This window comes from Actinomadura nitritigenes, assembly GCF_017573545.1.
Taxonomy (GTDB): domain Bacteria; phylum Actinomycetota; class Actinomycetes; order Streptosporangiales; family Streptosporangiaceae; genus Spirillospora; species Spirillospora nitritigenes.
Genome location: NZ_JAGEOK010000022.1, coordinates 150,934 through 171,719 on the forward strand (window position 1 = coordinate 150,934; position 20,786 = coordinate 171,719).

The following is a 20,786-nucleotide window of genomic DNA, read 5'->3' on the forward strand; positions in this document are numbered from 1 at the left end:
GGCCCGGTGCAGTTTCGGTCATGGGGCCGAAACTGTCAAAACGCTGCCCAAAATGACCTTGATGTAACATCCGTGTCGCCATGCCGTAGGTTCTCGGGTATGGGGTCGCCGCTGGTGCTGCTGGACGTTGACGGAGTGCTCAATCCGTTCGAAAGGCCGCACCGGGGCTATCGCCGCCATCGCTGCTCGCCCAACGGCGTCACGTTCCGCCTGTGGCTGAACGCCGCGCACGGGCGGGCGCTGCTCGAAATGGCCGAGTCCACCGGCGCCGAACTGGCCTGGGCGAGCTACTGGTGCGACAACGCCAACGAATGGATCTCGCCCCGGGTCGGGCTGCCCCGGCTGCCGTTCGTGCCGATCCCGCGGTTCCCGGGCATCGGGGAGGGCCGCACCCTCGGCGCGTGGAAGGCCCGGCACGTCGCGGCGTGGGTCGAGCGGCGGCCGTTCGTGTGGTTCGAGGACGAGCCCGACGCGACGGAGTGCATCGCCGCCGAGGAGGGCGTCGCGGACCATCTCCTCGTCGCCGTCGACCCGATGGCGGGCCTCACCGATGACGATCTGGAGCGGGGCGCGGCGTGGCTGCGCGCCCTCGCCCGCTGATCGCGCCCGCCGGGCGGCGCGGGCCGCACGGCGAGTACGGCCCGCACCGCCCGGCGGCGTCTCAGCAGGGGCCGAGCAAACGGGTCAGGGCCGTCTTCTCCGCGGAGTCGACGGTCAGGCCGTGGCGGTACTTCACGTCGATCCAGGAGCGGGCGTACATGCAGTCGAAGCTCGCGAGCGGCGGCGTCCACTCGGCGGGGTCCTTGTCGCCCTTGGCCTGGTTGACGTTGTCGGTGACGGCCCACAGCTGCGAGGAGTCCAGGTCGTTGGGGGTGTTGCACGTCCCGGACTGGGGGATCCAGTGCGGGAACTAGCGGCCGCCGCGCCGCCCGGACGGAGCGGGCGGGTTCCTGTCAGGGGCCGCTTACGGGCGCGGACGTGCGGCGGGCAGGATGGTGCTCCGCGTTCCGCGACCTGACGAAGGAGTGTCCATGAGTTCTCTCGCCGGCCGTACGGCCCTGGTCACCGGAGGCAGCCGGGGGATCGGCCGCGCCATCGCGCTGGCCCTCGCGGCCGACGGCGCCCGGGTCGCGGTCGCCTACCGGCGCGACGAGGAGGCGGCCCGCAAGACCGTCGCCGACATCGAGGCCGCCGGGTCGCGCGGCCACGCCTTCCAGGCGTCCGTCGACTCCCTCGACGCCTGCCGGGCCCTCGCCGCCGCGGTCGAGGAGGAGCTCGGCGGGCTGGACATCCTCGTGCACAGCGCCGGGATCGCCAGCCGCGGCGACAGCGTGGCCGACACCGACCCGGCCGAGCTGGAGCGGGTGCTGCGCGTGCACGCCTTCGGCCCCCACCACCTCAGCCAGGCGCTGATCCCGCTGCTGAGGCGCGCCGACCGCAGCGACATCGTGTTCGTGTCGAGCGTGGTCACCGACCTGATGCACGCCAACTCGGGCCCCTACGCCATGGGCAAGGCGGCCCAGGAGGCGCTGGCGCAGGTGCTGTCGAAGGAGGAGCGCGCCAACGGCATGCACGTCAACGTGGTCGCGCCGGGCGTCGTGGACACCGACATGGGGCGGCGGCTGGTGCGCGCCACGATGGGGGTCGACGACATCCGGCAGGTGGACGCGGCGTCCCCCTACGGGCACGTCTGCACGCCGGAAGAGGTCGCCGACGTCGTTCGGTTCCTGGTGTCGGACGGCGCGTCCTACCTGACCGGCCAGCGCATCGTCATCGACGGCGGCACCTTCTAGCGCGCCGCCCGCGACCCGCTGGGCCAGAGGCCCGCCCGGCTGGGCCCGCTAGTTGCGGGTCCAGTCGGGCTGGGCGAAGTCGGCGACCCTGGCCTGGCGTCCGAGCAGCACCACCTCGCGGAACTGCCACAGCATCGCGCCGGTCGGTGCGTGCACCCGCCAGTCCGGCGCGAGCCACATCTGCAGCAGGCTGCCGCCGTCCGGGAGCGGCACCCACCTCGGGGTGTCGTCGTCGGCCAGCCTGCGCAAGCTCGTGTAGTGGACGGAGTGGACCTCGTCCGGGTTCGGGGCGAGCGGCCCGGGATCGTCGAGCACGACCACGATCGGAGTGATCGCGAAACCGGACGCGGCGGGGAAGTCGTCCAGCCGGCCGACCACGTCCCCCGGGCCCGCGGCCAGGCCGATCTCCTCGCGCAGCTCCCGCAGCGCGGCCTCTTCGGCGGTCTCGCCGTCCTCCAGCCGGCCGCCCGGCAGGCCCCACTGCCCGGCGTTCCGCCCCTGGTACGCGCGCCTGATCAGGATCACCGACGGGACGCCGCCGTGCTCCACGGCGCACAGCACGACCCCGGCACGGCGCAGGCCCGGCTCGTCCGGGACGGTGGTGTGCTCGAACCCGCCCAGCCGCGCCGCGGCGAGCCGGTGGAAGGCCGTCAGGTCATCGAGGGGGCCGGGGGTCGGGAGGCGGTCCATCATGTCCCGATCCTCCCAGTTCCTCCTCCCGTGCGTACCGGGCGGGAGAGGTGCCGACGGCGGCGGTGAAGTCGCGGGTGAAGTGCGCCTGGTCGGCGTAGCCCAGCTCGGCGGCCAGCCGGGCCCAGTCGACCCGCGTGCCCGCCTCGGCCCGCTCGGCCGCCTCGATCATCCGGAACCTGCGGATGACCCACTTCGGGCCGATCCCGACGTACTCGTGGAACAGCCGCTGCAGGCTGCGCGGGCTCACGCCCTCGGCCCGGGCCAGCTCGCCGACGCGGACGACGCCGGGCCGTCCCGCGATCCGCCCGACGATCGCGGCGGCCCGCTCGGCGGACGGGTCGGGCTCGGGGCGCCGCCCGGCGAGGAACGCCTCCAGCCGGGCGACGGCCTCCGCGTCGCCGGGCGTCGCGAAGACCTCCGCGGCCAGGTCGAGGCCCGGCTCGCCGAACACCTCGTCCACGCCCGCGAACCGGCCGGTCAGCGCGGCCACCGGGCCGTCCAGGAACGGCCGGAACCCGCCCGGGCGGAACGCCGCGCCGATGACCCGGCCCTCGTCCGCGATCTCCTCGACGAAGTCGTCGCGCACCACCCCGACGATCCGGGCCCGCGTCGCGCCGCTGGTCAGGTAGCTGGTGAAGGTCATGTGCACCGAGGGCCGGGTCAGCACCTGCTGCCGGTGGGGCGGGCGTCCCCGCAGGTCCCAGCGCAGCACCCAGAAGTAGTCCACGAAGGAGACGAGGGCGGGCGCCGGCGCGACCCGCTCGACCCGGAAGTTCTCCAGGCCCGTGCGCGGGCGCAGGATCCCGCGCGTCCCGCCGGGGAGGGATCGGCCCATCAGGCCAGGCTAGCGGTGTCGCGTTTCTTCAAGACCGCGCGCGGTGGCGCGTCCTAGCGTGGAGACATGTTCGAACGCATGAGCGAAGGAGTCGTCATGGACGTCCGGAGGCAGATGCGGCCCGCCGCGGACGCCGCGGCGCGGATCGTCCTGGAGATACCGCGGGACCGCCTGGACGCACCGACCCCGTGCCCCGGCTGGGACGTGCGGGCGCTGGTCAACCACCTGATCCTGTGGAACGGGCGCGGCGAGACCGCCGCCCGCAGGCAGCCCGTGACCGGGCCCGGCGAGGACCACGACTTCACCGCCGAACCCGGCTGGGCCGAGCGGTTCGGCGAGCAGGCCCGCAGGACCGCCGACGCCTGGAGCGACCCCGCGGCCTGGGAGGGGAACACCAGCCTGACCGGCGCCGAGGAGGGCATGCCCGCCTCGTTCATCGCCGGGATCGTGCTCGGCGAGTGCGTGGTGCACGGCTGGGACCTCGCCGTGGCCACCGGCCGCGAGCCCGGCCTCCCGCCGGAGGTCGTCGAGGCCGCCTGGGAGCAGCTCGTCCCCACCGCGGAGATCAGCCGCAAGTACGGCGCGTTCGGCCCGGAGGTCGCCGTCCCGGAGGACGCGCCGCTGCTCGAACGCCTCCTCGGACTGGCCGGCCGCGACCCGTACTGGAAGCCCTGAACGGGGTCCGCCACCCGGCAGGGGCCGTGCCCCGATGAGGGCGCGCCGCGCGGCGCGCCCTCATCCGGGCGCGAGCGGGGCCTCGCTCGCTCTACCCTTGGGGGCATGTCAACGAGCTCTTCGATCCGGGTACGTTTCGCGCCGTCGCCGACCGGCATGTTCCACGTCGGAGGCGCCCGCTCCGCGCTGTTCAACTGGGTCATGGCGGCCCAGTCGGGCGGCACGCTGGTGCTGCGGATCGAGGACACCGACGCCTCCCGCAACAGCCCCGAGTGGACCGAGGGCATCATCCGCGCCCTGGCCTGGCTCGGCATGGACGGGGAGCAGTACGAGGGCCCGTACTTCCAGTCCGCCAACGCCGACAAGCACGTCGAGGCCGCCCGGACGCTGAGGGAGCAGGGCCGCGCCTACTACTGCGACTGCACCCGCGAGGCCGTCGTCGCCCGCACCGGCGACCAGCACAAGGGCTACGACGGGTTCTGCCGCGACCGCGGCCTGGAGCCCGGCCCCGGGCGCGCCCTGCGCTTCCGCACCCCCGACGAGGGCCAGACCACCGTCGTGGACCTGCTGCGCGGAAAGCCCGTCTTCGACAACGCCGTGCTGGAGGACTTCGTCATCGCCCGCGCCGACGGGTCGGTCACGTTCCTGCTGGCCAACGCCGTCGACGACATGAGCCAGGGCATCACCCACGTCGTGCGCGGCGAGGAGCACCTGTCGAACGCGCCCAAGCAGCAGCTGCTGTGGGAGGCGCTCGGCGGCGAGCCGCCCGTCTGGGCGCACGTCCCGGTGATCGTCAACGAGAAGCGGCAGAAGCTGTCCAAGCGCCGCGACAAGGTCGCCCTGGAGGACTACCGCGCCGAGGGCTACCTCGCCGAGGCGATGCGCAACTACCTGATGCTGCTCGGCTGGGCCCCGTCCGGCGACCGCGAGATCGTCCCGTGGGACGTGATCGTCGACGAGTTCCGCATCGAGGACGTCAACTCCTCGCCGGCCTTCTTCGACGTCAAGAAGCTGCGCGCGATCAACGGCGAGTACATCCGGGCGCTGCCGGAGCAGAAGTTCATCGCCGAGTGCCTGCCGTTCCTGCAGGAGGCGCCGTTCGACGTGGACGTCGCGGTGTTCGCGGAGCTGGCGCCGCTCGCGCAGACCCGGGTCGCGCTGCTGTCGGAGATCGTCCAGATGATCGACTTCGTGTTCCTGGACGAGCCGCCCGCCGACGAGCAGTCCTGGAACAAGGCGATGAAGGAGCCCGCCGCCGACATTCTCGCCGCCGCCGAGGCCGCCTACCAGGACGCGCCGTGGAACGCCGCCGAGCTGAAGGACCGGCTGGAGCGCGTCGGCGCCGAGCACGGCCTCAAGCTCGGCAAGACGCAGGCGCCCGTCCGCGTCGCCGTCACCGGACGCACCGTGGGCCTGCCGCTGTTCGAGTCCCTGGAGATCCTCGGCCGCGACCGGACCCTCGCCCGCATCGCCGCCGCCCGCGCGAAGCTCGCCGCCTCCTCCTGACCCCCGGGGTCAGCGGAAGGTGATCGCGCCGGGGAAGTGCCCGGACGCGCACATGAACGGCATCCGGCCAGGGGCCGGGGCGCCGAGGTCGACGCGGGTCTCGCCGGTCGCGGGCAGGTACACGTCCCTGCCGCGGCTCGGGAGGGTGAAGACCCGCATGTGCCCCGAGGTGTGCCGGGTCCGCAGCACGAGCACGGTGTGCACGCCGGCCCGCGCCGTCAGCAGCGCGGGCCGGTAGCCCTGGTTCAGGGCCCACACCGTCACGACCTGGGTGCCTGACGCGTCCGTCCGGACGAACCGGGCCGAGTCGGCCGCCGCCGTCGCCCCGCCGCCGGACGGGAGCCAGCCGCCGAGCCGCAGGCCCGACAGCAGCGTCCAGCCGGACACCGCGAGCAGCGCCACGGCGAGCAGCGCGGTCAGCCGTCCCCGCAGCAGCGCCATCGCCCGCCCGACGGTGACGCCGATCAGCCCGAACAGCGGCGCCGTCCCGAGGACGAACGCGCCCATCACCACCGCGCCGCCGAGCACGGAACGCGACGTCACGGCCAGCAGCTCCGCCGACAGCGTCAGCCCGCACGGGACCAGCACCGTCGCGGCCCCCAGCATGGCGGGCCGCCGGGAGCGCCCCCGTGGGAGCGCGTGACAGGCGTCCTCGCCCTCGCCTTCGCCCTCCCCGGCCTCGGGCGAGGGCCCCCGGCCTCGCCTCAGCAGGCGGCGCACCGGCCGGAAACCCAGCAGATCGAGCGCGAACAGCGCCAGCGCCGCCGCGGCCGCCGCCAGCAGCGCCCCGCGCACCCTCGGACCCGGCTGCACCGCACCGCCCGCCAGCCCCAGCAGCGCGCCCAGCGCCACATGCGAGACCAGCTTCGCCGCCAGGAACACCGACACCTGCCGGACCGGACGGGCCCCCGCCGAACCGGAACCGGCGCCGGCCGCACCGCCCACCGCCCCGGTCAGCAGGCCGATCTGCGTCGCCGCGCACGTGGTGCCGCCCGCCAGCAGCCCCGCCCCGGCGCCCGCGAGGAACAGCCCCGCGACGTCCACGGCCCACCTCCCGGCGGAACCATCCCCGGCACCGAAGGGCGCAAAGCGTCACTGACCGGACACGGCCAGTCGATCACCTCGAGCCGCGGCCCCCGGTTCAGTCGCCGGGCAGCAGGGCCTCCCGCAGCGCCTCCAGGCGCCGCTCCAGCTCGTCGTAGTCGCCGCGCCGCGCCGGTGGCAGGTGCTTGCCGACGGTCTCGGCCTGCTCGGCCACCGCCGCCAGCGCGTCGGCGATCCGCGGATCCGCCGCGCGAGGGCCGTCCCCGTTCTCGCCGGGGGTCTCGGCGCCCCGCGCCTTCAGCAGCGTCGACTGCTCGCGCAGCAGCGCGGCCTGCTCCCGCAGCAGTGCCGTCTGGTCGCGCAGCTGCTTGTTCTTGGTGTGCAGCTCCACGAACACCGAGACCTTCGCGCGCAGCACCCACGGGTCGAACGGCTTGGAGATGAAGTCCACCGCGCCGGCCGCGTACCCGCGGAACGCGTAGTCCGGATCGCTGTTCACCGCCGTCAGGAAGATGATCGGCAGGTCGCGGGTCTTCTTGCGGCGCTTGATGTCGCGCGCCGTCTCGAACCCGTCCATTCCCGGCATGACGACGTCCAGCAGGATGACCGCGTACTCGTCGGTGAGCAGCGCCTTCAGCGCCTCCTCACCCGATCGCGCCCGGACCAGGTCCTGATCGAGCGAACTGAGAATGGCCTCCAGCGCGATCAGGTTCTCCTCGCGGTCGTCCACGAGCAGGATCTTCGCCTTGTCGTCCACGCGTCGTCTCTCTCCGATCCCGGTCCGGCCTCCCGCCGTGCGGCCACGCCCATCCCAACGGCGACCCTACCTGCCAGGCGACTCCTCTCCTCAGCGGACGATGGAGGGTTGCAGCCAGTTCCTCATGACGTCAAGGAGATGATCCACGTCGACGGGCTTCGGCACGTAGTCCGACGCGCCCGATTCGAGGCTCTTCTCGCGGTCTCCCTTCATCACCTTCGCGGTGATCACGATGATCGGCAGCTCGGCGAACTGCGGCATCCGCCTGATCGCCGCGGTCGTCGCGTAACCGTCCAGGCCGGGCATCATCACGTCCATCAGCACGATCGCCACGTCCGGGTTGCGGTGCAGCAGGTCGATCCCCGCCTGCCCGTCCTCGGCGTACAGGACCTCCATCCCGTACCCCTCCAGGACGGACGTCAGCGCGAACACGTTGCGGACGTCGTCGTCGACGATCAGCACCTTGCGGCCCGACAGCACCCCGTCGACGAAGTCCGCCGGGGGCTCCGCCAGCATCCCGTTCAGCGCGGGCTCGGGCCGCCGCCCCTCACGGGGAGGCCGCTGGTCGGCCGGAAGGCCGTTCTCCCGGCCGGACGCCGCGCGCGGGGCGCCGCCCTCGGCGGGACCGCCCGCCGACAGCGCGGGCGGGGCCTCCGCCGCCCCCTCGGCCTCCTCCTGCGCCGCGGACCGCCGGCGGCCCTCCGCCTCGCTGTACTGGGCCGGCAGGTACAGCGTGAACACGCTGCCGCGGCCCGGCCGGCTCTCCGCCTGGATCTCCCCGCCCAGCAGCCGGGCGATGTTCCGGCTGATCGACAGGCCCAGCCCGGTGCCGCCGTAGCGGCGGCTGGTGGTCCCGTCGGCCTGCTGGAACGGCTCGAAGATCTCCTGCAGCTTGTCGGCGCTCACCCCGATGCCGGTGTCGATCACCCGGAACGCGATGACGTCCGGGGTGTTCCACAGCGCCGGCAGCGTGAAGTCGATGTCCCCGGCCCGCTCGATCACCAGCCGGACCTCGCCCTCGGCGGTGAACTTCACCGCGTTCGACAGCAGGTTGCGCAGCACCTGCTGCAACCGCTGCTCGTCGGTGTTCAGCGTCGGCGGGACGTCCGGCGCGACCTCCACCCCGAAGTGCAGCCCCTTGTCGACCGACAGCGGGCGGAACGTCGCGTCGACGTAGTCCACCAGCGCCGGCACCGACAGCCGCTGCGGATGCGCCTCCATCTTCCCGGCCTCCACCTTGGCCAGGTCCAGGATGTCGTTGATGAGCTCCAGCAGGTCGGTGCCGGACTCGTGGATCGTCCGCGCGAACTCCACCTGCTTGTCGGTGAGGTTGCCGCCCTGGTTCTCCGACAGCAGCTTGGCCAGCACCAGCAGGCTGTTCAGCGGCGTCCGCAGCTCGTGCGACATGTTCGCCAGGAACTCCGACTTGTACCGGGAGGAGATCGCGAGCTGCTCGGCGCGCTCCTCCAGCGTCCGCCGCGCCTGCTCGATCTGGAAGTTCTGGATCTCGATCGCCCGGTTCTGCTGGGCGAGCAGCGCCGCCTTCTCCTCGAGCTCGGTGTTGGAGTGCCGCAGCTCGCCCTGCTGGCGCTGCAGCTCGTCGGAGCGTTCCTGGAGCTCCTGCGCGAGCCGCTGGGACTCGCCGAGCAGCGCCTCGGTCCGGGTGTTGGCGCGGATCGCGTTCAGCGTCACCCCGATCGTCTCGATCAGCTGGCTGAAGAACGCCAGGTGCACGTCGGTGAACCGGCCGAACGACGCCAGCTCGATCGCGCCGAGCACCTCGTCCTCGAACACGATCGGCAGCACGATGATGTTGACCGGCGACGCCTCGCCCAGCCCCGACCCGATCCGGACGTAGTCGGCGGGCGCGTCGTTGATCAGCAGCGGGCGGCGCTCCTGCGCCGCCTGCCCGACGAGCCCCTCGCCGAGCGCGAACCGGACCGTGCCGATCCGGCTGCGCCGCGTCCCGTACCCGGCGATCAGCACCAGCTCGGTCTCCTCGCCGCCCTCGGCCAGGTAGAACGCGCCGTACTGGGCGCTCGCCGTCGGCGTCAGCTCCCGCATGATCAGCTCGGCGACCTGCATCAGGTCCCGGTGCCCCTGCATGAGCCCGCCGATCCGGGCCAGGTTGGTCTTCAGCCAGTCCTGCTCCTCGTTCGCGCGGGTCGTCTCGCGCAGGGTGGCGACCATCAGGTTGACGTTGTCGGACAGCTCGGCGACCTCGCCGCGCGCCTCCACGGTGATCGTCCGGGTCAGGTCGCCGGTGGCGACCGCGCTGGCCACCGCGCCGATCGCGCGGACCTGGGTGGTCAGGTTGCGGGCCAGCTCGTTCACGCTCTCGGTCAGCCGCTTCCAGGTGCCGGAGACGCCCTCGACCTCGGCCTGCCCGCCGAGCCGCCCTTCGCTGCCGACCTCGCGGGCGACGCGGGTCACCTCGGAGGCGAACGACGACAGCGTGTCCACCATCGTGTTCAGCGTCGTCTTCAGCTCGAGGATCTCGCCCTGCGCGTCGACGTCGATGCGGCGGGTCAGGTCGCCGTGCGCGACCGCCGTCGCGACCTGCGCGATGTTGCGGACCTGGTAGGTCAGGTTGGACGCCATGCCGTTGACGTTGTCGGTCAGGTCCTTCCACATGCCGCCCGCGCCGGGCACGTGCGCCTGGCCGCCGAGACGTCCCTCAGTACCGACCTCGCGGGCGACCCGGCTGACCTCGTCCGCGAACGCCGACAGCGTGTCGACCATCGTGTTCAGGGTGTCCTTGAGCTGCAGGATCTCGCCCTGCGCGTCGACCTCGATCTTGCGGGTCAGGTCGCCCTGCGCGACCGCCGTGGTGACCTGGGCGATCCCCCGGACCTGCACCGTCAGGTTGTTCGCCATCGAGTTGACGTTGTCGGTCAGGTTCTTCCAGACGCCGCTGACGCCCTGGACGTTCGCCTGGCCGCCGAGGCGCCCCTCGGTGCCGACCTCGCGGGCGACGCGGGTGACCTCGTCGGCGAAGGCGGAGAGGGTGTCGACCATCGTGTTGACGGTGTCCTTGAGTTCGAGGATCTCGCCCTGGGCGTCGACGGTGATCTTCTTGCCGAGGTCGCCCTCGGCGACGGCGGTGGTGACCTGCGCGATGTTGCGCACCTGGTACGTCAGGTTGGACGCCATGCCGTTGACGTTGTTGGTCAGATCGCGCCAGACGCCGCCCGCGCCGGGCACGTTCGCCTGGCCGCCGAGGCGCCCCTCGGTGCCGACTTCGCGGGCGACGCGGGTGACCTCGTCGGCGAAGGCGGAGAGGGTGTCGACCATCGTGTTGACGGTGTCCTTGAGTTCGAGGATCTCGCCCTGGGCGTCGACGGTGATCTTCTTGCCGAGGTCGCCCTCGGCGACGGCGGTGGTGACCTGCGCGATGTTGCGCACCTGGTACGTCAGGTTGTTTGCCATCGCGTTGACGTTGTCGGTCAGGTTCTTCCAGACGCCGCTCACGCCCCGCACGTTCGCCTGTCCGCCGAGGCGCCCCTCCGTGCCGACCTCGCGGGCCACGCGGGTGACCTCGTCGGCGAACGCCGACAGCTGGTCCACCATCTGGTTCACGGTGAGCTTCAGCTCCTGGAGCTCACCGGTCGCCTCGACCGTGACCTTGCGGGTCAGGTCGCCCTGCGCGACCGCCGTGGTGACCTCGGCGATGTCGCGGACCTGCGACGTCAGCCGCGCCGCCATCACGTTCACCGACGCCGTCACGTCCCGCCAGCGGCCGGTCATGCCGCGCGACGGGGCCTGGCCGCCGAGCCGCCCCTCTGTGCCGACCTCCCGGGCGAACTGGGTGACCTCCCAGGTGAACTGATCCAGCAGCTCGACCATGCCGTTCACCGACTTGGCCATCCGCAGCAGCTCGCCGCGCATGGGCCGGCCGCGCACCCGCAGCTCCACCCGCTGGCTCAGGTCGCCGGCCGCCACCGCCTCCACCACCCGGTGCATCCCGGTGGCCAGGTCGGTCAGCTTGTCGATGATCGCGTTCGCGTCCTCCACCGCCGACGCCCACGACCCGCGCAGGCTCCCCGGCGTCAGCCGCCCGCGCAGCTGCCCCTCGCGGCCGATCTCGCGCCGCACCCGGGCCAGCCCGGACGCCACCTCGTGCCCGTTCTGCCGGATCTCGTCCAGTATCGCCGCGGCCTCCGCCACGGCGCCGTCGCCGGGCACGTCCAGCTCGGTCGCCGTCCGGCCGTCCCGGACGGCGGCCAGCGCCTTCAGCAGCGGCGCGAGATCGGCGTCGCTGTAACGCGGAGTGGTGTCGCGAGACCCGCCCGCGGGGCGGGCACGGGACGCTGTACGCGGCATTGTTCCTCATCCTCCTGGCCCGCGGTCGCCGGGTGCCCGACGCGGCGGGCCGGTCTTTCCGGACCGCCTCCCGGCCGCACCAGTACTCTACGTTGCCGCCCGTTCCAGGACCCCGATCGCGCCCTCACGGGTGACAAGCCGCATAGGTCGTGGATCGGGGCCCGTAGCCTTCGTGTTACGGTCTGTCGTGTTGTGGCGGAGGGTCGCACACCGAGGTCAGAGGCATTGCGCGGCCCCGGTTCGGCACTCTCGTGGCCCGGCGGCCGCACGGTCTGCCACGATGGCCAGACCCGGTAAGCAGGCTTCGAACGAGGGACGGCAGTTGGATCGGCAGACGGCGTCGGCGACCTTCCCGTCCGCCGCCGCGGCGGTGGCGGACGCGCGCCGCTTCGTCCGGAAGGTGCTCGCCGACTGGGGCATGGACGAGGCCGCCGACGACGCGGTCCTGGCCACCAGCGAGCTGGCCACCAACGCGGTCGCCTACGCCGGCACGTCCTTCGAGGTGTCCTGCCGCCTGGAGGGCGGCGACATCGAGATCGAGGTCCGCGACCGCCACCCCACCCGCGGGATCGAGATGCCGGGCGTCACCGCCTCCAGCGGCCGCGGCCTGCCGTCGATCGCCCGGCTGGCCGCCTCCTGGGGCGTCTCCTACGACCGCCGCACCAAGGGCGTCTGGTTCCGGCTGCCCCGTCCGGGCGCCGACGAGGGCGGCGCCGAGCCGGGCGCGTCCGACGACGCCGCGGCGGAGGCGGAGCCGGCCCCGGGCATCGCCCGCGCGGAGCGGGCCGCCCGCGGCTTCGGCCTCGACACGGTCGCCGAGGCCGGGCTCGAGACCGGCGTCCCCGGTGCCCAGCCCCGCGACGACCGGCTCGGCGGCGAGCGCCTCGACGGCGACGGGATGGGCGAGACGCCCGCCGCCGGCGACCGGCTGCTGCGCTCCCCGGCCGCGGTGGAGGCCATGGAGGACGCCGTCGCGGCCGTCCGCGAGGTCCTCGGCGCCGACGGCGCGGCCGTCCTGCTGACCGAGCGCGACGGACGACTGATCATGGGCGCGTCCGGCGGCACCGCCGCGGAGATGCCGCTCGGCGGCCTGACGGTGGGCGGCCTCGCCCCCGCCGTCCGCGCCGGCTCGCCGTGGGTGGCCCCCGACGCCGCCGACCCGGCCGCCGCCGCGCTGCGGGCGGGCTCGCTGGCAGCGGCCCCGCTGGAGTCGCAGGGCCGCCTCACCGGCCTGCTGGTGGCCGTCTCGTCGGCCCCCGGCCGGTTCGAGGAGGCCGACGGCGCCCGCCTCGGCCGCCTCGCCGACGAGATCTCGCTGTCCCTGGAGAAGGCCAGGGTGGGGGAGCTGGAACGGTCCTGGCGCGGCTGGCTCAGCTTCGTCGCCGAGGCCAGCGACCTGCTCGCCGGCACGCTCGACCAGGAACGGACGATGGCGCTGGTCGCCCAGCTCGTCGTGCCGCGGCTCGCCACCTGGTGCGCCGTCTACACCGTCACCGAGACCGAGCCGGCGCGGCTCGCCTACGTCTGGCACGCCGACGAGACCCGCGCCGACGGCCTGCGCGACCTGCTCGACCAGGCCAGCACCGCCCCGCCGATGGACGCCCCCGGCCCCTGGAACGGCCTCGCCGGCGCCCCGGAGGACGTCCGCACCGCCGCCGGCGACACCGCCGACGACCAGGTCTACGCGTTCCCGCTGATCGCCCGGGGCCGCCGCATCGGCAGCATCGTCATCGGCCGCCCCGCCGGCGACCGGTTCCAGCGCAGCGCCATCGAGCTGGCCGAGGAGCTCAGCCGCCGCGCCGCCCTCGCCGTCGACAACGCCCGCCTGTTCTCGGCCCAGACCGCCATGAGCAGCGCCCTGCAGCGCAGCCTGCTCCCGCCCGGCATCCCGGAGATCCCCGGCCTGGAGGTCGCGGTCGTCTACGAGCCGGCGGGGGAGGGCAGCGAGGTCGGCGGCGACTTCTACGACGTGTTCGAGTCCGGCGTCCGGCCCGGCGCCCCGCAGTCCCCGTCCCGCTGGCGGTTCGCGATCGGCGACGTGTGCGGCACCGGACCGGAGGCCGCCGCCGTCACCGGCCTGGCCCGGCACGCGCTGCGCATCCTCGCCGCCGAGGACATGTCGGTGCCGGGCGTCCTCGCACGCCTCAACCGGCTGATCCTGGGCGAGGGCGAGCGCGGGCGGCTGCTCACCCTGCTGCACGGCGAGATCGCGGCGCGCCGCCGCCGCGACGGCGTCACGATCAGGCTGACGAGCGCGGGGCACCCGCCCCCGCTGGTGCTCGACCCGGAGGGCGGCGTCCGCGAGGCCGCCACCCCCCAGCCGCTGCTCGGCGTGTTCGACGGCGTGGAGTTCCACACCGACACCCTCGAGCTGCGCCGCGGCGAGGTGCTGCTGTGCGTGACCGACGGGGTCACCGAGCGGCGCTCGGGCAACCGCCTGCTCGGCGACGGCCACGGGCTGGAGCGGCTGCTGGCCGGCTGCACCGGGCTGAGCGCAGGGGCCGTCGCCGCCCGCATCCAGCGAGCGGTGCGCGACTTCGGCCCCGAACCCTCGAACGACGACGTTGCCCTCATCGTTCTGCGGGCGTCATGATGGAGACCAACAATCGGTAAGGTGGGGTGGCGTGGGGCTTGCCTTGCACACGACACGACAGGACGGCCGTGCGACGATCGCCGCGCGCGGCTCCATAGACCTGCACTCCTCCGACGAACTGCGGGCCCGGCTGGCCGAGCTCGTGGACGCCGGTGAGCGCGTGGTCGTGGTCGATCTCACCGCCGTCGACTTCTGCGACTCGTCCGGACTCAACGTCCTCGTCCGCGCGTACAAGCACGCCCGGGCGCAGAACGCCACGCTGACGGTCACCGGCGCCTACGGCCGGGTGGAGAACGTGCTGCGCACGACCGGCCTCGACCGCTTCCTGATCGAAGGTCCGGCGGAGGAGGCGCCCGCCGATGGACGCTGAGACGACGCCGCCCGGAACCGGGCGGCCGCACCGGACGGGACGGCACACGATGCGGAACGGCGAGCGGGCGGAGTGACCGACCCGATGACCGAGACCACGCTGCGCGCGGCCCCCCAGACGGAGGCCGTCGAGTACGCGCGCCGCCTCGCCGCCCGCACCATGCGGACCTGGGCGCTGATGGAGCGCGAGGAGCTCGTCACCGCGATCGTCGCCGAACTGGTCGCCAACGCGGTCCGGCATGCCGGGACGGCGCTGGAGCTGCGCCTGCTGCGGGGCAGCGGGCGCGTCCGGGTCGAGGTCCGCGACCGCGCCGCCCAGCTGCCCCGGCTGACCGTCCCCGGGCCCCTCGACGAATCCCACCGCGGCCTGTTCATCGTCGACCGGTTCGCCACCTCGTGGGGCGCCGACCCGGTCACCGGCGGCAAGGTCGTCTGGGCCGAGGTCAGCATCTGACACGGCGGCCCCGCGCGGGCCGCGCGTCGGTTCGAAGATCACCTCGTCGCACCGCCGGCGTCGCACGTCGGCCGGGCGCACCCGGACATGAGAACGGCGCGCCCGCCCCTGGAGGCGGAACGCGCCGTTCCGGGACCGCTCGTCAGGACGACTTGCGGTACAGCTCCGCGACCATGAAGGCCAGATCCAGCGACTGGCCGCGGTTGAGCCGCGGGTCGCAGGCCGTATCGTACCGCTGGTGCAGGTCGTCCTCCTCCAGCCCGTGGCCGCCGCCGGTGCACTCGGTCACGTCGTCGCCGGTGAACTCGATGTGGATGCCGCCCGGGTGCGTGCCGAGCGCCCGGTGCACCTCGAAGAACCCGGCGACCTCGTCCAGCACGTCGTCCAGCCGCCGCGTCTTGTGCCCGCTCGGCGCCTCGTAGGTGTTGCCGTGCATCGGGTCGCAGATCCACGCGACCGGCGCGCCGCTCTGGTGCACCTTCTCGATCAGCGGCGGCAGCGTGTCCCGGATCCGGCCCGCGCCCATCCGGGTGATGAAGGTCAGCCGGCCCGGCTCCCGCTCCGGGTTCAGCGTGTCGATCAGCGCCAGCGCGTCGTCGGCGGTGGTCGTGGGCCCGAGCTTCACCCCGATCGGGTTGCGGATGTGCCGCAGGAACTCCACGTGCGCGCCGTCCAGCTGCCGGGTCCGCTCCCCGAGCCACAGGAAGTGGCCCGACACGTCGTAGGGCAGGCCGCTGAGGTGGTCGATCCGGGTCAGCGCCCGCTCGTACTCGAGCAGCAGCGCCTCGTGGCTGGAGTAGAACTCCACGCTGTGGAACTCGTCCGGGCTCACCCCGCACGCCTTCATGAACGTCAGCGCCCGGTCGATCTCCCCGGCGAGCTGCTCGTACCGGCGGCCCGACGGGCTCGTCGCCACGAAGTCCTGGTTCCAGGCGTGCACCTGCCGCAGGTCGGCGTAGCCGCCCTTGGTGAACGCCCGGCACAGGTTCAGCGTCACCGCCGAGCAGTGGTAGGCGCGCAGCAGCCGGTGCGGGTCGTTGCGGCGGGACTCGGCGTCGAACGCGAAGCCGTTCACCGCGTCGCCCCGGTAGGCGGGCAGCTCCACGCCGCCGCGCACCTCCGACGGCTTCGAGCGCGGCTTGGCGAACTGCCCGGCCATCCGGCCGATCTTCACCACCGGCACGCTGGCGGCATAGGTGAGCACGACGGCCATCTGCAGCAGCGTCTTGAGCTTGTTCTTGACCGCGTCGGCGTTCGACCCCTCGAAGGTCTCCGCGCAGTCGCCGCCCTGCAGGACGAACGCCTCGCCGCGCGCGACGTCCGCGAGCCGGGCCTTGAGCTGGTCGCACTCGCCCGCGAACACGAGCGGCGGCTGCGCGGCGAGTTCGGCGGCGACGGCGCGGACCTCGGCCGGGTCGTCCCAATCGGGCTGCTGCAATGCGGGGAGGTCGCGCCAGGCGTCGAGCGCCCCCGAGACGCTGGAAGTACTCACGCGCAAAGGTTATCGGGCGGCGCGCGCGCTCGATGCCCTGTCCGGGTCCCGCAGCCGCTCCAGGGAGCCCCGGAGCCGCCGCCGGAGCCCAGCAGAACGCCGGCCGGACGGCCCCGAGGCCGCCCGGCCAGCGGATCACGCACGATGTTCGGTTGTCCGGCCGCGGACGCGGTTCAGGCCGCGCGGCTCCCGGCACCGGCCCGCACGGGCTCCCGGGCCGCGTGCGGCGCCTCGGCCAGGGCACGCCGCCCGCTCAGGTCGGTCTCGGTCGCCAGCTGGCGCAGCCGCCGCAGCGAGCGGTCGGTGATCTGCCGCACCCGGTTGTGGCTCAGGCCGTACCGGGCGCCGATCTGCGCGTAGGACAGCGGCTGGCCGTTGTCCATCCCGAAACGGGCCCGCAGGATCGCCGACTCCCGCTCGGGCAGCCGGTCCAGCAGCCGGCCGAGGCCCTCCAGGTCGTCCAGCGCGAGGATCTCCGCCTCGGGCGTCACGGCCTCCGGGTCCTCCAGCAGGTCGCCCATGGGCGTCTCGCCGGCGTCGTCGACGGTCGCGTCCAGGCTCGCCGGGTCGCGCCGCCAGCGCAGCAGCTCGTCGACGTGCTCCGGTTCCGCGCCCAGCGCCCCGGCGAGCTCGTCACGGTTCGGTTCGCGGCCGAGTTCGCGGCTGAGCTGCCGCTCGGCGCGCCGCAGCCGGGAAAGCTCCTCCTCCACGTGGACGGGCAGCCGGATCGTGCGGGCCGTGTGGCTGAGCCCGCGCCCGATCGCCTGCCTGATCCACCAGGTCGCGTATGTGGAGAACTTGAAGCCGCGCCGGTAGTCGAACTTCTCCACCGCGCGCATCAGCCCCAGGTTCCCCTCCTGAATGAGGTCTATGAGGGGCAACGAGTCGGTCGGGTACTTCCGGGCGATCGAGACGACCAGCCGCAGGTTGGCCTCGACGAAGCGCTGCTTGGCGCGCAGCCCCGCCGCGACCAGGTCCTCCAGCTCCTCGCGGGACGCGCCCGCGGGCGTGCGTCCCTCCTCGAGCAGCTGTTCGGCGTACAGGCCCCCTTCGATCGCCTTGGCCAGATCGACCTCCTCCTGCGCGTCGAGCAGGGGAGTACGGCCGATCCGGTCGAGGTACGCTCCGACAAGATCCTTGTCGGTGACGTCGACCCTGTCGCCCTTGGTACGGGTTGCAGCCATCCTGACCCTTCTCCGGTGCGATCTCCCTATGAGGTCAACGCTAATTACCGTCCTGTGATTCCCGAGTGCGGAATACTGCGAGGCTGGCAGCCGCTCTACCGTCCTGATACCCCGGCAGAGGAGAAACCGACATGGCGACCGTCACACTCACCGCCGAGAACTTCGACGAGGTGGCCCAAGGGGACGGCATCGTGCTGGTCGACTTCTGGGCGGAGTGGTGCGGCCCGTGCAAGCGGTTCGCGCCCGTCTTCGAGAAGTCCGCGGGCAAGCACGAGGACATCGTTTTCGGCAAGGTCGACACCGAGGCGCAGCAGGAGCTGTCCGAGCGCTTCGGGATCGCCTCGATCCCCACGCTGATGGCCATCCGCGACGGAGTGATCGTCTTCGCGGAGCCGGGCGCGCTGCCCGAGTCCGTGCTGGAGAACGTGATCGAGCAGGTCCGGGCCCTCGACATGGAGGACGTCCACCGCCGCGCCGAGAGCTGAGCCTCCGGGACGCCCCTCCCGCGCCGGTTGCGGGCAGGGGACGGGCAGCCGTCACGGGCGCGGCAGGATGGCAAAGATGCGCCCCGCGGCGCCCGCCGCGGGTCGCCGATGGACGATGATGGACGGATGCTCGCCGATGTCGTCCCGTACCTGGTGTGCCCCGTCTGCGGAGGGGATCTGGCGTTGGCGGAGCGGGGCCTGCTCTGCACGTCCGGGCACGCGTTCGACATCGCGCGGCAGGGCTACGCGAACCTGCTTCCGGGAAACGCGCGGCCCGGCACGGCGGACACGCCCGAGATGGTGCGCGCACGCGCCGAGTTCCTCGGCGCCGGCCATTTCGACGCGCTCGCCGCACGGCTGGCCGGCAGCGTCGGCAGGTCGCTGGACGGGCATTGCCTGGTCCTTGACGCCGGCGCCGGCACCGGCCATTACCTGGCCCGCATCTTGGACCGGGCACCGGACGCGGCCGGTCTCGCCCTGGACATCTCCAAGCACGCCGCCCGCCGTGCCGCGAAGGCGCATCCGCGGGCCGGCGCGGTCGTAGCGGACCTCTGGCGTCCGCTTCCGGTACGCGACGGCGCGGCGGCGACCGTCGTGAACGTGTTCGCCCCCCGCAACGCCGCCGAGTTCCACCGCGTCCTGAGCTCGGACGGGCTCCTCTTCACGGTGACGCCGTCGCCCCGGCACCTCGGCACCCTCGTGGAGTCGCTCGGGCTGCTCTCGATCGACGAGCGCAAGACCGAACGCATGGACGCGGCCCTGGCCGGCTACTTCAAGTTCGATTCGCGGCAGCAGATCGAGGGCGAGGCCCTCCTCACCCATGAGGAGACCGCGACGCTCGTGGGCATGGGGCCCAGCGCGCATCACGTGCCCGCGGACCGGCTGTGGGAACGGCTCCGGCCGCTACCGGACCCGCTGCCAGTTCCGCTTTCCTTCGTGCTGTCGGTCTACCGCCGGCTCGAATAGCCGTCCACGGGCACGGACCGGTTCCTCCTGGACGAGTTCGAGCAGCGCCTGAGGGATCTCACCGGGCGTGGTCACCTCCCGTACACCGGGGACGTCCGCGGCCTCGAAACTGAACGACGCCGACACCGAGCGGGCGGTACCGCTGAGGAGCACCCGCTGGAGGGCCTGCCCGGCGCGGAGCCACTCGGTACGGCCGTCTCCGCCGGTGGTCAGGACGGCGCGCTGCCCGACCCCGTCCGGGGAGGCCGGAAGCGGGTGGAGCGCGGCCCCCTCCAGCCGCGCCGCCTCGCGGAGTTCGTTGAGCACGTGCGCCGACGGGCGCTCACCGGTCGGCGACGCCGCGGGGGACGGCGGACGCAGCGTGGCGGCGCAGAGCAGCCGCTCCTCCCGCGTCACCCGATGCCGTCCCGCGAGGCGGACGGTGGCGAGGAGCGCGGGACGGCCCGCGTCGGGAAGGAGCCGCACCACGGCCTCGTGCCCGAGCTGCGCGGCGGTGAGCCGGAGGTTCACCAGCGCGGCTCCGCTCGCGAGGTGCAGGGCCCGGCCCGCCGGATCGCGCAGCGGACTGAACCGGTCCGGGTCGGCGTGCAGTTCGATGAGGCCCGCGACGACCTTGAACCGCCAGGCGTGCACGTCATGGACCGTCGGTCCCATCGTCGCGGCGACCACCAGGCGCTCCGCCGAGGCGCGGACGGTTGCGGGGACACTCACGGGCGTACCTCCTCACCTCGGCCGGCGTCGGGGACCGGCCGAACCGGGGACCGGCCGCCGTTCCGCCGGAACGGCCGGACGGGCGAGCGACTCGGGACTGCGAACGGTACCGCACTGTGACCCGGTCCACTAAGGGTGGGAAAAGGGAGGTCAACGGGCCTGACGGGGATGCCCGGACCGGGGTGGGACGCGGGACCGGAGCGCTCTGATTTGACGGTCTTCTGGAGGCGTCCTAATGTCTCTCTCGCCCCGAGGGATGCGGGACGCCGAGAGGCGGACGGCCCCGGGGAACCAGGACTCGGAAAAGCGGTTCGGGCATCGCCCGGGCTGATGTACGATGACTGGGTCAGCCCGAGACGGGATGCAGGACGCCGCAAGGTGGCCGGCCCGGAGGGCGCCTCCCGAAGAACGATCACGACAGGCTTCTGGTCTGTCCGGTCGTGGCGCGCGGAGAACCAGGAACTTCCTCGACCGTCGAAAAGATCTTCACCGGTCAGCTTGACATCGAGGACGATCCGGGTAAACTAGAAGGGTTGCCCCGGAGCGGTGCTCGCGAGAGCGGGTCCAGCACGGTGGGTGTCCGTTTCTTGAGAACTCAACAGCGTGTTAAAAGCCAGTGCCTTTATCGACCTGGCCGGTTAGGCCGGGTCGCCCCGTGCCATCTCCTTCGGGGGTGGTGGGGATTTCTTTGAGGCAATGCAGTCCTTTCGGGGATTGTTTGCTGGGATTTTCTTCTGAGGTTTGGCTGCTTCGGGGTTCGCCCCCTGGGGTGGTCGTTTGGACCTTGATGGAGAGTTTGATCCTGGCTCAGGACGAACGCTGGCGGCGTGCTTAACACATGCAAGTCGAGCGGAAAGGCCCCTTCGGGGGTACTCGAGCGGCGAACGGGTGAGTAACACGTGAGCA

At 73.0% G+C, this 20,786-nt stretch carries 17 protein-coding genes and 1 rRNA gene; 10 read left to right on the top strand and 8 right to left on the bottom strand.

Annotated elements, in window-relative coordinates; translation table 11 throughout:
* The first annotated feature begins 99 nt into the window (after window positions 1-99).
* Together J4557_RS31150 and J4557_RS31155 are read left to right on the top strand one after the other, a co-directional pair.
* Window positions 100-600: an HAD domain-containing protein gene (locus J4557_RS31150; protein WP_208270323.1), complete on the top strand. Its 501-nt coding sequence runs from the start codon at window positions 100-102 to the stop codon at window positions 598-600.
* A 431-nt stretch (window positions 601-1,031) separates the two neighbouring features.
* Window positions 1,032-1,793 (top strand): SDR family NAD(P)-dependent oxidoreductase, encoded by a 762-nt coding sequence (locus tag J4557_RS31155; protein ID WP_208270324.1) that lies wholly within the window; start codon window positions 1,032-1,034, stop codon window positions 1,791-1,793.
* A 48-nt stretch (window positions 1,794-1,841) separates the two neighbouring features.
* Here the strand turns inward: J4557_RS31155 and J4557_RS31160 are convergent, their stop codons facing one another.
* Together J4557_RS31160 and J4557_RS31165 are read right to left on the bottom strand one after the other, a co-directional pair.
* Window positions 1,842-2,486: an NUDIX hydrolase gene (locus J4557_RS31160; RefSeq protein WP_243776604.1), complete on the bottom strand. Its 645-nt coding sequence runs from the start codon at window positions 2,484-2,486 to the stop codon at window positions 1,842-1,844.
* The gene (locus tag J4557_RS31165; RefSeq protein WP_208270325.1) at window positions 2,449-3,321 is read right to left on the bottom strand and encodes a helix-turn-helix domain-containing protein; all 873 of its coding nucleotides are present in this window, start codon (window positions 3,319-3,321) and stop codon (window positions 2,449-2,451) included. The genes J4557_RS31160 and J4557_RS31165 overlap by 38 nt, the downstream gene beginning before the upstream one ends.
* Window positions 3,322-3,399: 78 nt before the next feature.
* Here J4557_RS31165 and J4557_RS31170 point away from each other — a divergent pair, with 78 nt between their 5' ends.
* Both J4557_RS31170 and gltX read left to right on the top strand, forming a co-directional pair.
* A complete protein-coding gene (locus J4557_RS31170; RefSeq protein WP_243776605.1) occupies window positions 3,400-3,996 on the top strand; it encodes a TIGR03086 family metal-binding protein in 597 nt (198 codons plus the stop codon).
* Window positions 3,997-4,101: 105 nt separating this feature from the next.
* On the top strand, window positions 4,102-5,502 hold the full coding sequence (gltX, locus tag J4557_RS31175) for a glutamate--tRNA ligase (RefSeq protein WP_208270326.1): 1,401 nt from the start codon (window positions 4,102-4,104) through the stop codon (window positions 5,500-5,502).
* Between the two features lie 9 nt (window positions 5,503-5,511).
* Here gltX and J4557_RS31180 read toward each other — a convergent pair whose 3' ends face one another.
* The 3 genes from J4557_RS31180 to J4557_RS31190 form a co-directional block, all read right to left on the bottom strand.
* A complete protein-coding gene (locus J4557_RS31180; RefSeq protein WP_208270327.1) occupies window positions 5,512-6,546 on the bottom strand; it encodes an urease accessory protein UreH domain-containing protein in 1,035 nt (344 codons plus the stop codon).
* A 97-nt stretch (window positions 6,547-6,643) separates the two neighbouring features.
* Window positions 6,644-7,303: a response regulator gene (locus J4557_RS31185; protein ID WP_208270328.1), complete on the bottom strand. Its 660-nt coding sequence runs from the start codon at window positions 7,301-7,303 to the stop codon at window positions 6,644-6,646.
* Between the two features lie 90 nt (window positions 7,304-7,393).
* On the bottom strand, window positions 7,394-11,626 hold the full coding sequence (locus J4557_RS31190; protein WP_208270329.1) for a HAMP domain-containing protein: 4,233 nt from the start codon (window positions 11,624-11,626) through the stop codon (window positions 7,394-7,396).
* A gap of 322 nt (window positions 11,627-11,948) precedes the next feature.
* On the opposite strand from J4557_RS31190, the gene J4557_RS31195 reads away from it, so the two are divergent.
* The 3 genes from J4557_RS31195 (at window position 11,949) to J4557_RS31205 (ending at window position 15,042) form a co-directional block, all read left to right on the top strand.
* Window positions 11,949-14,219 carry a SpoIIE family protein phosphatase gene (locus tag J4557_RS31195; RefSeq protein ID WP_243776606.1) on the top strand — a complete coding sequence of 757 codons (2,271 nt, stop codon included), beginning with the start codon at window positions 11,949-11,951 and terminating at the stop codon, window positions 14,217-14,219.
* A 31-nt stretch (window positions 14,220-14,250) separates the two neighbouring features.
* Window positions 14,251-14,589: an STAS domain-containing protein gene (locus tag J4557_RS31200; protein ID WP_190868237.1), complete on the top strand. Its 339-nt coding sequence runs from the start codon at window positions 14,251-14,253 to the stop codon at window positions 14,587-14,589.
* Window positions 14,590-14,673: 84 nt separating this feature from the next.
* A complete protein-coding gene (locus J4557_RS31205; protein WP_243776607.1) occupies window positions 14,674-15,042 on the top strand; it encodes an ATP-binding protein in 369 nt (122 codons plus the stop codon).
* Between the two features lie 142 nt (window positions 15,043-15,184).
* On the opposite strand, the gene J4557_RS31210 is transcribed toward J4557_RS31205, so the two are convergent.
* Window positions 15,185-16,534, bottom strand: coding sequence for a class II 3-deoxy-7-phosphoheptulonate synthase (locus J4557_RS31210; RefSeq protein ID WP_208270332.1), 1,350 nt, complete (start codon window positions 16,532-16,534; stop codon window positions 15,185-15,187).
* 173 nt (window positions 16,535-16,707) lie between these two features.
* Complete coding sequence (locus tag J4557_RS31215; RefSeq protein ID WP_208270333.1) at window positions 16,708-17,718, bottom strand: sigma-70 family RNA polymerase sigma factor; 1,011 nt, start codon at window positions 17,716-17,718, stop codon at window positions 16,708-16,710.
* 131 nt (window positions 17,719-17,849) lie between these two features.
* Here J4557_RS31215 and trxA point away from each other — a divergent pair, with 131 nt between their 5' ends.
* Entirely contained in the window at window positions 17,850-18,203 is a 354-nt protein-coding gene (trxA, locus tag J4557_RS31220) for a thioredoxin (protein ID WP_208270334.1), read from the top strand.
* Between the two features lie 126 nt (window positions 18,204-18,329).
* The gene (locus J4557_RS31225) at window positions 18,330-19,169 is read left to right on the top strand and encodes a putative RNA methyltransferase (RefSeq protein ID WP_208270335.1); all 840 of its coding nucleotides are present in this window, start codon (window positions 18,330-18,332) and stop codon (window positions 19,167-19,169) included.
* On the opposite strand, the gene J4557_RS31230 is transcribed toward J4557_RS31225, so the two are convergent.
* Entirely contained in the window at window positions 19,107-19,880 is a 774-nt protein-coding gene (locus J4557_RS31230; protein WP_307800310.1) for a hypothetical protein, read from the bottom strand. The two genes, J4557_RS31225 and J4557_RS31230, sit on opposite strands and share 63 nt — an antisense overlap.
* Window positions 19,881-20,664: 784 nt before the next feature.
* Between J4557_RS31230 and J4557_RS31235 the strand changes: the two genes are divergently transcribed.
* Window positions 20,665-20,786, top strand: a 16S ribosomal RNA gene (locus tag J4557_RS31235); the annotation flags it as partial.